Here is a 12,459-nt window from a genome sequence, read left to right on the forward strand (position 1 = left end):
GAACTATCGCCCGTCGCGCAGCGTGAGGACGTACCGGGCGGTGTACGCGACCGCCCGGTCGGCATCGTGGGACAGCTCGGCGAGGGCACGTGCGGCCGTGGGCCCGGGGATGTCGGCGAGCGCCTGCGTCAACCGGCTGCGCACCGGCGAGGCGACTCCGTCGGTGCCGAGGCGCTCCACCAGCCGGCCGGCGATCTGCTCCGCCACGGCGGGATCACCGGCCAGCGCGGTCAGGGCGTCGGCCGCGTCCGCCTCGTTCGTCTCCTCGACGACCATCTCGACCAGGGTCGGGATGGCCTCGGTCACGCCACGCGCCCCGAGCGCCAGCGCGGCGTACCGGCGCACGACCGGGTCGGGGCCCACCAGGGCGTCGCGCAGCAGCGCGGTCGCGTCGTCGCCCGGGATCTCGGCGATGGACTTGACGGCTCGTTCCCGCACCTCTGCCGTGGGTGCGTCCAGGCCCTCCGCCAGCGGCTCCAGCACGTCGTCGACGGACTGGGCGAGAGCCCAGCGGAGGGCCCCGGCGACGTTCGGATCCGACTCGCTCAACGCCGCCTCGACCAGTGCCTCCACCGGCACCGGCACCTCGCGGACCGAGGACAGGGCGGCGCTCTGGCGCTTCCCGGCGTTCTCCGAACCGAGGGCCTGGAGCAGGGCGACGATCTGGAGGACGTCCGCCCAGTCGGTCGGTTGCGCGGCACCGATCCGACGCAGGCGGGTGAGCAGTTCCGTCTCGGCCGCGATGCGTTCCCGGGTCTGGCGGATCATCTCGTCGACGAGCCGCGCGGGCGTGAACCCCGGGTCGTCGAGCGCACGCTTGACCTCACGCAGCGACAGCCCCAACGACCGCAGGCTCTCGATGTGGAAGATCCGCCGGATGTCCTCGTCGGAGTATTCCCGATAGCCGGACCCGGTGCGGCCGGTCGGCCGCACCAGGCCGAGCGACTCGTAGTGCCGGAGCATGCGGGCGCTGACGCCGGACCTCCGAGCCACATCACCGATCAGCACCGACGATCACCGGCTCCGCTCGTTCTCGCCGAGGGCCACCACGCGCTTCGCCTCCTCGATCGCGAACTCGAAGTCGGCGTCCGGGTCGTCGAGCAGGCGTTCGGTGGCGATGGCGTGCTGGCACACCCCGGGGTCGGCGTGCCGCGCCGCTTCCCGCAGGATCGGCTCGATCAGTTCACCGAGCGCGACCAGCGCCCGACTCAGGCTAACCTGCGTCTGACGCCCGCCGCGCCCGAGTTGGGTCGTCAACACCTCGGCCAGGGCCGACTCGGCACCGTCCGGCACGAGCACCACCGCCGCCCGCCAGGCGCTGCGGGCCACCTCGTCGTCGGTGTCGGTCAGCAGTTCCCGGGTGATCGCCGGCCAGGCCCGCCGGTCTCCGATCTTGGACAGCGTGTGCAGCGCCTGGCTGCGGGCCTGCGCCTCCGGGCGGCGCAGTTCCCCGACGAGCGCGGGGACGGTCAGCGCGGCCGGGTGGCGGGTGAGCGCCCAGGTGAGCATCTCGCGTACGTAGAACTCGGGCTCGACCGCGCAGCGCTCGACGAGCGGGTCGACGAACCGGTGGTCCGGGGTCGTGCCGGCGGCCAGCGCGGCGCGCAGCCGCACCGACGCGTCGTGGTGTCCCAGCCCACGCAACATCCGTGTCGTGTCCGGGGTCAGCTGTGGTGTGCTCATCGCGACCACCTCCTCGACACAGTGAAGACCTTGTCACTCTGTCAAGGTCAAGCCGTGGGTGACCGCGCCCACCTCGCCCGGCCCATCCCCGATCTCGGGTTTACCCCCGGTGCAGACTGGAGATCACGAGCGTGAGGCTCGACTACGAGGGGGATCACGCGTGTCCGACAACGCCACCGACCGGCATCACCACACCGACGACCGCCCGGCCGACGTCACCGACCCGCTGCTGTGGCGGCTCGCCCTGGATGTCGCCGACGCGCACGCGCCGAGCGAGGACGGCGGCTGCGTCCACCTGCTCTGCTCCGGCCAGGAGTGGCCCTGCGAACCGTGGCAGCAGGCCCAGCGGGCCCTGAACCTCGCCCAGGGCGGTGCGGCCGACGAGGCGTCGGCAGCCACCTCCCCGCAGGAGGGCACCTGGTCTGCCCCGGCGACTCGACCGGCCTGGTCGACCGACCACTCCCACCACGAGTCGGCCGCCGCCTGACCGGACGACCGCGAGGAACCGGACGACGGTCGGCACCGTCAATGTAGCGTTGACGGATGCTCGACCCGCTCGACCGACTCGCCGACATCCCCGGCGTCCGGGAACGGCTTGACGACACCGAACTCGACCTGATCGACCAGGCCCGGCAGGCCGGTGCGACCTGGAACCAGATCGCCGAGGCCCTCGGCCTGGGCAGTCGGCAGGCCGCCGAACAGCGCCGCCAGCGGCTGGCCGCCGCGCGACGAGCCCGCCGCGCGATGTCCGACCGGGGTTGGCCCGCCGCGACCGGATGCCGTCGTACCCCTCCCCCGTGCCGGCCGGTCAGCCCGGCTGACCCGCACGACGACCTCGGAGCGGGTGCACCGTACTCGTCGACGGTGCCGGTGGGTCGTCAGACGCGATCGAAGGTGATGTCGAAGTCCTTCCGCCAGGACGTGCCCCGGTCCTCGGACGCCTCCCAGCGGCCGACGATCCGGTCCTGTTCGACCTCGGCGACGAACCGCTGGTGGAAGTCCGGGTCCTCGCGGATCAACGTCCAGCGGCCACCGTCGAAGGTCATGGCGAACTCGCGGCAGACACCACGGCCGTCCTGGTAGAGCGCGACGAACCGGTCGTTCGCGTCGCTACGGCCGAGCACGAGACCCATCTCGGAACGCGGCCCATCGCCTCCCTCGATCTCCGACCGTACGACCAGGAGCGACTCGCCGAGCCACTCGACTGTGGTGGTGCCCGACATTTCGGCACCCGACGTATCGAGGAAGACCGCATTCGAAATGGTCGTCGTCCATGCGCCGACGAGGCCGCCGAGCCTCGCCATCTCGGTGTTGCGCATCATTGCATCCAATCGTTGCGCGTGCTCGAACGCGCCGCCGACAAACGGCGGCGCGACGCGGGCCGGCTGCGGGGATCCACAGTACGGGGCCGGATGTTGAGCCGCTCGTGACGGTCCAGGTACCGACCGATGGTCGCACGGACGTCAGGCTGTCGCGGCCCGGCTCACTGCGGCGCGGCGGCCGTCTCCTCAGCGTCCTGCGCCCAGTCGACGGCACCGCTGGCGGTCAAGACTCCGATCTGCGGCGCGCCGCTGTCGGGGCGGGCGTCGTCGAAGGCCGGAACTCCGCCGGTGATGGTGCCGACCGCGACGGCGGGAGCCGGGCGGTCCGGATCCACCAGCACTCGCACTCATGCCGACGAGAGAGACCCGGCCCGCTGCCGGGATCGGGTCGGTGCCGATCCCGGCGGCGGGCGCGATTCTCGACAGTGCTCCGGCTACAGGGTGCGGGCGAGGCGGTCGGCGAGGATCCGGGCGAAGCGCGACGGGTCGGCCAGGTCACCGCCCTCGGCGAGCAGCGCGGTGCCGTAGAGCAGCTCGGCGGTCTCGGCCAGGGAGTCACCCGACTCGCCCTGCTCGTGCGCCTTGCGCAGGCCGGTGACCAGCGGGTGGGTCGGGTTGATCTCCAGGATGCGCTTCACCTTCGGCACCTCCTGCCCCATCGCCCGGTACATCTTCTCCAGCGTCGGGGTCAGGTCGTGGGCGTCGCCCACCACGCAGGCCGGTGAGGTGGTCAACCGGGACGACAGCCGGACCTCCTTGACCGAGTCGGCCAGCACCTCGCTCATCCAGCTGAGCAGGTCGGCGTACTCGGTGCGCTGCCGCTCGCGTTCGGCCTCGGCCTCGGTGCGCTCCTGCTCGGTGTCCAGGTCGACCTGCCCCTTGGCGATCGAGCGCAGCGTCTTGCCGTCGTAGCTGCCGACCCGCTCGACCCAGACCTCGTCCACCGGGTCGGTGAGCAGCAGCACCTCGTAGCCCTTGGCGCGGAACGCCTCCATGTGCGGGGAGTTCTCGATGGTGGCCCGGTTCTCGCCGGTGGCGTAGTAGATGTCGGTCTGCCCCTCGCGCATCCGGTCGACGTAACCGGCGAGGTCGGTCAACTCGGCCGGGTCGTGGGTGGAGGCGACCGACAGGATCTCCAGCAGGGTGTCCTTGTTGTCGGTGTCCTCGATCAGCCCCTCCTTGACCACCGGCCCGAACTCGGTCCAGAAGGTGCGGTACCGCTCCGGCTGGTCGGCCTTGAGGTCCTTGACCGTGGCGAGCACCTTCTTGACCAGGCGGCGGCGTACGGCCCGGATCTGCCGGTCCTGCTGGAGGATCTCCCGGGAGATGTTCAGCGACAGGTCGTGGGCGTCCACCACGCCCTTGATGAAGCGCAGGTAGTTGGGCATCAGCGCGTCGCAGTCGTCCATGATGAACACGCGCTTGACGTACAACTGCACGCCTCGACGCCCCTGCGGGGAGAACAGGTCCAGCGGCGCGTGGGTGGGGATGAACAGCAGCGCCTCGTACTCGAAGGTCCCCTCCCCCCGCATGTGGATGGTCTCCAGCGGGTCCGCCCAGTCGTGGCTGACGTGCTTGTAGAACTCGTGGTACTCGGCCGGCTCGACCTCGCCGCGCGGACGGGCCCACAGCGCCTTCATCGAGTTGAGCGTCACCGTCTCGGTGGTGGCCGGGGCGTCGTCCGCGCCGGGACGTTCGACGGTCATCCGGATCGGGTGGGCGATGAAGTCGGAGTAGCGCTTGACGATCTCCCGGATCGTCCACTCCGCCGTGTAGTCGTGCAGGTTGTCCTCGGCGTCGGCGGGCTTGAGGTGCAGGGTGACCGCCGTGCCCTGGGGCGCCTCGTCGAGATCGGTGATGGTGTAGGTGCCCTCGCCGGAGGACTCCCAGCGCGTACCGCCGGTCTCACCGGCCCGCCGGGTGACCAGCTCGACCCGGTCGGCGACCATGAACGCGGCGTAGAAGCCGACCCCGAACTGACCGATCAGCTCCTGCGACGCGCCGGCGTCCTTCGCCTCACGCAGTTGGCGCAGCAGCTCGGCGGTGCCGGACTTGGCGATGGTGCCGATGACGGAGACCACCTCGTCGCGGCTCATGCCGATGCCGTTGTCCCGCACGGTGAGGGTACGGGCGTCCCGGTCGACCTCGATGGCGATGTGCAGGTCGTCGGTGTCGACGGCGAGATCCTTGTCGACCATCGACGCCAGGCGCAGCTTGTCCAGCGCGTCCGAGGCGTTCGAGATCAACTCTCGGAGGAAGACGTCCTTGTTCGAGTAGATCGAGTGCACCATGAGCCGGAGCAACTGACGCGCCTCGGCCTGGAACTCCAACGTCTCGGCCCGGTCGTTCACACCAAGTCCTTTCCGATCGTCGCCACGGTTGTTCGCGGAAAGGATACGAGCCGTCGCGCTGCGCGTGCCTCAGGTGGTCGGTGGACGGATGCCGACGGAGAACGGACCCACCCGGTCGGGGCCCGGGACAGCCGGACGCCGCCCGCCCCGGGACGGGACGGGCGGCGTCGCAGCGATGGTCAGCGGCGGCGACGGCCGTAGGTACCGGCGACCAGCGATACGCCGACGGCGGCGAAGGCGATCTGGATGAACAACTCGATCCAGTCGATGCCGGCGGTGTCGTCGACACCGAGCACCCCGGCGACCAGCGTGCCGAGGATCGCGGCGACGACACCGATCAGAATGGTCAGCAGGATCGGGATGCGCTGACGACCCGGTACGACGAGCCGACCGAGGGCGCCGATGATCAGACCGATGATGATTGCGGTGAAGAAGCCACTGATTTCCACGAGAGCGTCCCTCCGACGTCCGAGTTGAGCGTCAGTGTGTTGCCCTACCCTGTCGGGCTGTCAAACCCCACCACCGGCCTCCGTCGGCTTTGTCACGCAACCGTCGCGCAATCGCAGAAGACCCGTCATCCGGATGCTCAACGAGGGTTGATCAGTACCGCGTAGTCGGCTGCGGTGAGCGGCCCCGAGGAGAGCGAGCCGTCCGCCCGGGGGACGCTCAACGGCGCGCCACCCTCCAGGAACAGCACCGCCTCGACGTCGGTCCGCGCGGTCAGCGTACAGACGATCTGCCCGTACGCCAGCCGTCCGTCACTGCGGCCGGTGTCCACGGCGGTCAGCACGACGGTGACCCGGGCCACCCCGTCGACGAGTTCGACCACCGCGCTGGTGAAGGCTCCCGGCAGGGCGCTGGTCAGCCCGTCGTCGCGCTCGGCGGGGGTCGGCCCGGCCAGCAGGCCACGTAGTTGCGCGTCGACCTCGGACACCTGGTCGACCCGGCGGATCACCGGCACCAGCCGGTCGTCGCTGGCGAAGTAGAGCATCTCGGTCACCGCGCCGGTCTCGGCGGCCGTGGGGGCCGCACTGGCGCTGGCCGGGAAGGGCACCGGCGGTGGGGTGACCGTGCGGGGCCGGTCCTCGCCGGGTACGCCGCAGGCACCGAGCAGCAGGAGCGCCACGGCGGCCACCGCCGCAGCCCGGACGGCGAGGCCGGACCGGACGGCGTGCCGGGACCGGGCGACGTACTCGCGGCGGCCTGGGGCGGTACGGGTCACGAGATGCTCCCGGGCAGGGTGACGCGGAACCGGGCACCACCCTCGGGGCGGTCGCTGACCGAGGCTTCCCCACCGTGCGCGGCGGCATGCTGGGCCACCAGCGCCAGTCCCAGGCCGGTGCCGTCACCACCACCGCGATAGTTGGCCGCCCGACCACGGACGAAACGATCGAAGATCACCTCACGGTCCTCCATCGGCACTCCCGGGCCCTCGTCGTCTATCTCGATCACACCCGTGTCGGTCGCGTGGGACAGCCGCACCGCGATCGGTCCGGCACCGTACCGCTCGGCGTTGTCGAGCAGATTGGTCAACATCTGGGTGACCCGGCGACGGTCCACCCACCAGGTCGCGGGTGTCCCCTCCGCCACCTGCACCATCGACTCCGGCAGGTCCCGGCCCTGGCACGCCTGCCGGGCCAACTCCGGCAGGTCCACCGGTTCCCGGTGCACCGGCTGATCGCCACGAGCCAGGTCCAGCAGGTCGTTGACCAGCCGCTGGAAGCGGTCGATCTCGTCGGCGACCAGCCGGGCCGCGGTGGCGGTCCGCTCGTCCTGGTTCTCCCGACGGCGGGCGAGCACACTGGCCGCCGCGGCGAGCGTCTGCAACGGCGAGCGCAACTCGTGGCTGACGTCGGCGGCGAAGCGCCGGTCCCGGTCGATCCGCCCGGCCAACTCGTCGACCATCCGGTTGAAGGAGGTGGACAGGCGGGTCAGGTCCGGATCGGTGTCCGGGGCGAGTCGGGTGGTGAAGTCCCCGGCCGCGATCCGCCCGGCGGCGTCGGCGACGGCGGTCAGCGGGCGCAGCCCGTGCCGGGTGGCGTACCAGCCGAGGGCCGCCCCCGATCCGGCCACCATGATCGCCACCGCGGTCAGCGCCAGCGCCAGCACCTGGAAGGTCTGCTCCAGCTCCCGCAGCGAGGCGATCTCGTAGAACGCGGTCGACTCGGACAGCGGCACGCCGACCAGCATCACCGGGTGGTCGTTGACGCGGACCCGCTGCACCGCCGGCTCGCCCGCCGCGACCAGCTCCTGCAGCCGGGTCGGCACGACGCTGGTGAGCCCGTTGTCGGCGCTGCGGGCGTACCACTCGCCGTTGAGCAGCACCAGCGGTCGCCGCCCGGTGCCGGTGTCCAGCGCCCGGAGCGCCTCGGCGACGTCCGGGTTCTCGGCGTTCAGCCCGGCGTGGACCACCGCCGCGTCGTAGTACGCCGCGCGCAGCAGGGTGCGTTCCCGCTCGTCGAGCAGGGTGCGGCGGGTCAGCTCGTACGACACCAGGGCCATCGAGGCGGACAGCAGCAACGCACCGATCGCGAACGCGGCGGTGACCCGGGCACGCAGTCCGAGGCGTCTCATCGTTGCAGCTTGTAGCCCAGGCCGCGCAGCGTGACCAGGTGCCGGGGGTTGGCCGGATCCGCCTCGATCTTCTGCCGCAGCCGACCGACGTGCACGTCGACCAGCCGTTCGTCGCCGCTGTCGTACCCCCAGACGCGGCTGAGCAGTTGTTGGCGCGAGAGCACCCGGCCGGCGTGCTCGGCCAGCTCGCACAGCAGCCGGAACTCGGTCCGGGTGACCGCGACCGCCTCGCCGGAGCGGCGCACCTCCCCCGCCTCCGGGCTGACCTCCAGGTCACCGAAGGTGAGCACCGGCACCGGCTCCGGGCCGTCCTGCGCGGTCACGGTGCGGCCCCGGCGGCGCAGGGCGCGCAGCCGGGCGGTCAGTTCCTTGATCGCCACCGGCTTCACCACGTAGTCGTCGGCACCGGCCTCCAGCGCGGCGACGATGTCATGCGTGTCGTCGCGGGCGCTGACCACGACGATCGGCACGTCGTCGTCGCGGCGCAACTGGCGGATGCCCTCGAAGCCGTCGATGCCGGGCAGCATCAGGTCGACCAGGACGTAGTCGGCGGGATCCCGACGCTGCATCCGCAGCCCCTCCTCGGCGGTGGCCGCACCCCGGGCCTCGTAGCCCTCGTCCTCCAGCGCGAGCAGCAACGCCAACCGGATCCGGTCGTCGTCCTCGATCACCAGTACCGCTGTCATACCGGAATCATCCCCAAGCCCTCACCACCGGGCCAACCGCGACCGGCATCCGGGTGTTTTGTCACGCAACTGTCATCGGTCCGCGAATTGGCCGCCAACCCCGCTGGGCAGGGTGAGAGCCATTCGGAGACAGCAGGAGAGGGGGTCTTCGCCGTGACCGCACCACGACGCCCCGAGTGCTCGGTGCCGCTGGTGGAGGTGTCCATCACCGAGTTCGACCTGGCCTGCCTACCGGAGACCGGCGCGGTCCTCGACCAGCTCCTGGCGCTGCGCCCCCAGCAGATCGTGATCGACCTGGCCGGCTGCCGGCACATCGACGCCGCCGCCATCGGCCTGCTGCTCGACGTGCACCGCCGGATGGTCCGTGCCGGCGGCGTGCTGGCGGTACGCAATCCGAACCCGCGCATCACCCGCATCCTGCAGACCGCCCGGCTGGACCAGATCCTGCCGGTGCACACCGACGCGGCCGCCGCGGCCGCCCCGGTCACCGAGGTCGGCCCCACACCGGCCGACGTCACACCCGGCGTGACACCGCCGACGGGCACGGTGCCGAGGGCCGTCGCGTACGGCCGCGCCGCCGTCACCGCGCGCACCTGACCCGCCATCGCAGCCGACGCATCAGACCGCGAGCACAAGGAGCAGCATGACCAGCGCCGGGATCGTCACGGCCCTCGCCATCGGCCTTGCCGTCGGTGCGCTGGGGCGGTTGGTCCTGCCCGGCCGTCCGAGCGTGCCGCTGTGGCTCACCATGACCATCGGCGCCGTTGCCGCGCTGCTCGGCGCCATCACCGCCTGGCTCGCCGGTGTGCAGGGCTTCAGCCTGGTGGGCCTGGTCGTGCAGGCCGGGCTCGCGGCCGTCGCCGTGGTCGTCGCGGTGGCCACCACCGGTAAGGAACACTCCGACTCCCGGTGAGGAGTCCGCACGGCGACGGCGTCCTTCGCCCGCCGCCCCGAGTCCCGTACCCCGGCCGAGCAGCCGTGGCACCGGAGAGGAAGCAGGATGACCGTCGTACCGGACGACAACCTGATGACCCTGATCTGCGACGTCTGCGGTGAGACCACCACCGGGAACGCCTGTGTGCTGCCCGACGCGGAGGTCGTCTGGACACTGGTCTCCGACCACGGGTGGAGCGGTTCGCCGTTCGCCACCGGTCCCCACCGCTGCCCCCGGTGCAGTGCGTTGCCGCCGGGCGCCCCACCGCACGGCGACGGCGCCGGTGCTGCCGCGGAGCCGGCGGTGCCCGCCGACGGTGCGCTCGACCAGAACTCCGGCGAGGAGTTGCGGGCCGCGCTGCGGGCCGCGTACGACGTGAGCGGGACGGTGGTGGTGGACCTGACCCGGGTCCAGGTCATCGACTCCGTCGGGCTGGGCATGCTGGTCCGGGCACACCGGGACGTCCGGGACCGGGGTGGGCGGCTCTGCCTCGCCGCGCCGTCGAGGTTCATCCGCACCGTGCTGCACACGATGAAGCTCGACGGGGTCTTCCCGATCTTCGACAGCCTCGACGTGGCCCTCGACCAGTTGCGGGCGGCGGCGCTCCAGGACGCCCCCTCCGCCGGCATCCAACCGGTCGACGTGACACCGGCCGACGTGCCACGCCCCACCACCGAGGCCCGTGCCACGCCCAGCCCTCGCCGTCGCCGCCCGACCCGCCGCGTCTCCGTCTGACCCTGATCGGCGAGTCTGACCCTGATCGGCGAGACAGTTTCCCGGCGTCCCGATTGAACCGATCCGCCACCTCCTCCGTACCTCTGGGCGAAGGGAGTGGCCCATGAAGCGCCTGACCCCGTTGCTCACCCTCCTGTCGGGGGCGGTGACGGCTGCCGTGCTGTTCACGATGAGTGCACAGGCATCCCCGCCGGGCACCCAGCCCGCGGCCGACGGTGCCCCACCGGCTGCCGCACCGGCCGAACCCGCCGATGTGGAGCCCGACGCCGACGACGACGTCGACCCGGCCGCGCCCGGGGACGAGCCGGGCGACATCGACGCCGACGCCCGGCGTCCGGCGGGTACGTCACCGCCGACGGAACCGGACTCCTCGTCGGGCGGCACCGAGGTGAACTCGGTCGAACAGAACTGGATCGGTGAACTCGAGAACGGGGCCACCATCGCCATCACCGTGAAGAACGGCAAGGCCGAGGCGTACGTCTGTGACGGGCGGAGCATGGAGTTGTGGCTGTCCGGCACGGTACGGGACGGCAAGATCGAGCTGACCGGTAAGGACGCCAAGCTGACCGGGGTCATCCGGGGTGACCGGGCCAGCGGCGAGATGGTCGTCGGCGTCCGGCGTTGGAAGTTCACCGCCCGGCCCGACGACACGGCGGTCGACGACGCGGTGGTGAAGTCCGGTCCGGGAACCGCTCCGGCGATCTACCGGGTGACCGAGGCGACCCGTAAGGGCGGCTACGACGGTGGCTGGATCATGTTGCCCGACGGCACCCAGATCGGCATCGTCACCTGGAACGGCAAGCCGATTCCGGCACCGCCGTTGGACCCCGCCTTCAACAGCACGGTGGTCGACGGCGTGACGCTCGTCGCCGAGCCGGTCATCCCCGGAGGGCGGTGATGTCCCAACACCGGCATGGCGGGACCCGCACGGTGCCCCGCCGGGCGGCCGAACCCACGGTCGAGGTGATGCGTGACTTCGGCGGCCCCGCGCCGAGCGCGCCGAGGCAGCGGCCCTCGCTGCTGGTCCCGCTGGTCGTCGGGGCCGGGGTGGCGGTGGCGCTCGGTGTCTACGGGCGCACCCACACCCCCACCGGCATCGCGGTCAACGTGGCCGGCTTCTCCTCCCCGCTGACCGTGAAGGTGTGGCTGGGCACCGGGGCGGCCTTCTTCGCCGTGATCCAGTTGCTGTCCGCGTTGTCGATGTGGGGTCGCCTCGGCGGCTTCTCCCCGAGTTGGGCCGGCGCGGCGCACCGCTGGTCGGGACGGATCGCCTTCCTGCTCACCGTGCCGGTCGCGGTGCACTGCCTCTACGCGCTCGGCTTCGCCGACTACGACACCCGTACGCTGCTGCACTCCCTGCTGGGCTGCTTCTTCTTCGGCGTGTTCGCCACCAAGATGCTGACCCTGCCCAAACGCGGCCTCGCCGGTTGGGTGCTCCCCACGGTCGGCGGGTTGGTGTTCGTCGCCCTGATCGGCATCTTCCTGACCTCGTCGGTCTGGTACTTCACCACGTTCGGCGTCCAGTTCTGATCCCCCGGAAAGGCAAGGCACCTCAGATGAACCACGAGCAGGCTGGCTGCTGCCGGTCGCGACGAGCCCTGCTGGCCGGTACCGGCGCGGTGGGCGTGGCCGCGTTGACCGGTTGCGCGACCTACGGTGAGCCGGCGGCGGCACCCGCACCACCGGCCGCCCCGGCCGCCGGTGGGTCCAGCGCCGACCCGTCCGGCGCCGCTTCCCCGGGTGCCGATGGTGCCGACGCCGCTCCGCCGGCGCTGACCACGCTGGCCGACATCCCCGTCGGCGGCGGCGCGATCTTCGCCGACGCCGGTGTGGTGGTGACCCAGCCGACCGAGGGGACCATCAAGGCGTACTCGGCGACCTGCACCCACCAGGGCTGCACGGTCACCTCGGTCACCGACGGCACCATCGTCTGCGGCTGCCACAACAGTGTGTTCGACATCGCCGACGGCTCGGTACGCAGTGGCCCGGCGCGGGCGCCGCTGCCGGCCGCGAACGTCACCGTCGACGGTGACGCCATCCGGTTGGCCTGACCGGGCGTCCGGCGATGCGAACGCGGTGACGCGGCCCACCCCAGGCCCGGGCCGCGCGGGGCCGTCCGAGGTGCGTCACGACGCCCCCGGACGGCCCCTGCCCCACCCGCGATCCGCAGGGTG

General features: G+C 71.7%; 17 protein-coding genes. 7 read left to right on the forward strand and 10 right to left on the reverse strand.

Features of this window, described 5'->3' with window-relative positions; all coding sequences use genetic code 11:
• Positions 1–3 precede the first annotated feature (3 nt).
• Both FF096_RS17595 and FF096_RS17600 read right to left on the reverse strand, forming a co-directional pair.
• Positions 4–1,008, reverse strand: coding sequence for a MerR family transcriptional regulator (locus FF096_RS17595; protein ID WP_309223493.1), 1,005 nt, complete (start codon positions 1,006–1,008; stop codon positions 4–6).
• A 6-nt stretch (positions 1,009–1,014) separates the two neighbouring features.
• Complete coding sequence (locus tag FF096_RS17600; protein ID WP_155219682.1) at positions 1,015–1,683, reverse strand: HEAT repeat domain-containing protein; 669 nt, start codon at positions 1,681–1,683, stop codon at positions 1,015–1,017.
• A gap of 160 nt (positions 1,684–1,843) precedes the next feature.
• Between FF096_RS17600 and FF096_RS17605 the strand changes: the two genes are divergently transcribed.
• On the forward strand, positions 1,844–2,170 hold the full coding sequence (locus FF096_RS17605; RefSeq protein ID WP_155219685.1) for a hypothetical protein: 327 nt from the start codon (positions 1,844–1,846) through the stop codon (positions 2,168–2,170).
• 38 nt (positions 2,171–2,208) lie between these two features.
• On the opposite strand, the gene FF096_RS27510 is transcribed toward FF096_RS17605, so the two are convergent.
• The 8 genes from FF096_RS27510 to FF096_RS17645 form a co-directional block, all read right to left on the reverse strand.
• Positions 2,209–2,511, reverse strand: a complete 303-nt coding sequence (locus FF096_RS27510) for a hypothetical protein (RefSeq protein ID WP_155219688.1) — start codon at positions 2,509–2,511, stop codon at positions 2,209–2,211.
• A 50-nt stretch (positions 2,512–2,561) separates the two neighbouring features.
• Complete coding sequence (locus FF096_RS17615; RefSeq protein WP_155219690.1) at positions 2,562–2,906, reverse strand: hypothetical protein; 345 nt, start codon at positions 2,904–2,906, stop codon at positions 2,562–2,564.
• A 260-nt stretch (positions 2,907–3,166) separates the two neighbouring features.
• Positions 3,167–3,352, reverse strand: a complete 186-nt coding sequence (locus FF096_RS26730) for a hypothetical protein (RefSeq protein ID WP_230462703.1) — start codon at positions 3,350–3,352, stop codon at positions 3,167–3,169.
• 87 nt (positions 3,353–3,439) lie between these two features.
• Positions 3,440–5,296 (reverse strand): molecular chaperone HtpG, encoded by a 1,857-nt coding sequence (gene htpG / locus FF096_RS17625; RefSeq protein WP_196222569.1) that lies wholly within the window; start codon positions 5,294–5,296, stop codon positions 3,440–3,442.
• Between the two features lie 239 nt (positions 5,297–5,535).
• On the reverse strand, positions 5,536–5,805 hold the full coding sequence (locus FF096_RS17630; protein ID WP_309223495.1) for a GlsB/YeaQ/YmgE family stress response membrane protein: 270 nt from the start codon (positions 5,803–5,805) through the stop codon (positions 5,536–5,538).
• A gap of 137 nt (positions 5,806–5,942) precedes the next feature.
• Positions 5,943–6,491: a GerMN domain-containing protein gene (locus FF096_RS17635; protein ID WP_309223535.1), complete on the reverse strand. Its 549-nt coding sequence runs from the start codon at positions 6,489–6,491 to the stop codon at positions 5,943–5,945.
• A gap of 83 nt (positions 6,492–6,574) precedes the next feature.
• Entirely contained in the window at positions 6,575–7,930 is a 1,356-nt protein-coding gene (locus FF096_RS17640; RefSeq protein WP_155219692.1) for a HAMP domain-containing sensor histidine kinase, read from the reverse strand.
• A complete protein-coding gene (locus FF096_RS17645) occupies positions 7,927–8,616 on the reverse strand; it encodes a response regulator transcription factor (protein WP_155219695.1) in 690 nt (229 codons plus the stop codon). The genes FF096_RS17640 and FF096_RS17645 overlap by 4 nt, the downstream gene beginning before the upstream one ends.
• 153 nt (positions 8,617–8,769) lie before the next feature.
• Here FF096_RS17645 and FF096_RS17650 point away from each other — a divergent pair, with 153 nt between their 5' ends.
• From FF096_RS17650 to FF096_RS17675, 6 genes are all read left to right on the forward strand, one after another.
• A complete protein-coding gene (locus FF096_RS17650) occupies positions 8,770–9,213 on the forward strand; it encodes an STAS domain-containing protein (protein ID WP_309223496.1) in 444 nt (147 codons plus the stop codon).
• A gap of 46 nt (positions 9,214–9,259) precedes the next feature.
• Positions 9,260–9,529, forward strand: a complete 270-nt coding sequence (locus FF096_RS17655) for a GlsB/YeaQ/YmgE family stress response membrane protein (RefSeq protein WP_155219701.1) — start codon at positions 9,260–9,262, stop codon at positions 9,527–9,529.
• A gap of 87 nt (positions 9,530–9,616) precedes the next feature.
• Positions 9,617–10,285: an STAS domain-containing protein gene (locus FF096_RS17660; protein ID WP_155219704.1), complete on the forward strand. Its 669-nt coding sequence runs from the start codon at positions 9,617–9,619 to the stop codon at positions 10,283–10,285.
• Positions 10,286–10,388: 103 nt separating this feature from the next.
• Positions 10,389–11,183 (forward strand): hypothetical protein, encoded by a 795-nt coding sequence (locus FF096_RS17665; protein WP_155219706.1) that lies wholly within the window; start codon positions 10,389–10,391, stop codon positions 11,181–11,183.
• A 68-nt stretch (positions 11,184–11,251) separates the two neighbouring features.
• Positions 11,252–11,815: a DUF6529 family protein gene (locus FF096_RS17670; protein ID WP_196222571.1), complete on the forward strand. Its 564-nt coding sequence runs from the start codon at positions 11,252–11,254 to the stop codon at positions 11,813–11,815.
• A gap of 26 nt (positions 11,816–11,841) precedes the next feature.
• On the forward strand, positions 11,842–12,336 hold the full coding sequence (locus FF096_RS17675; RefSeq protein ID WP_155219711.1) for a Rieske (2Fe-2S) protein: 495 nt from the start codon (positions 11,842–11,844) through the stop codon (positions 12,334–12,336).
• Positions 12,337–12,459: the final 123 nt, after the last annotated feature.

Source organism: Micromonospora sp. CP22 (assembly GCF_009712475.1).
GTDB lineage: Bacteria > Actinomycetota > Actinomycetes > Mycobacteriales > Micromonosporaceae > Micromonospora.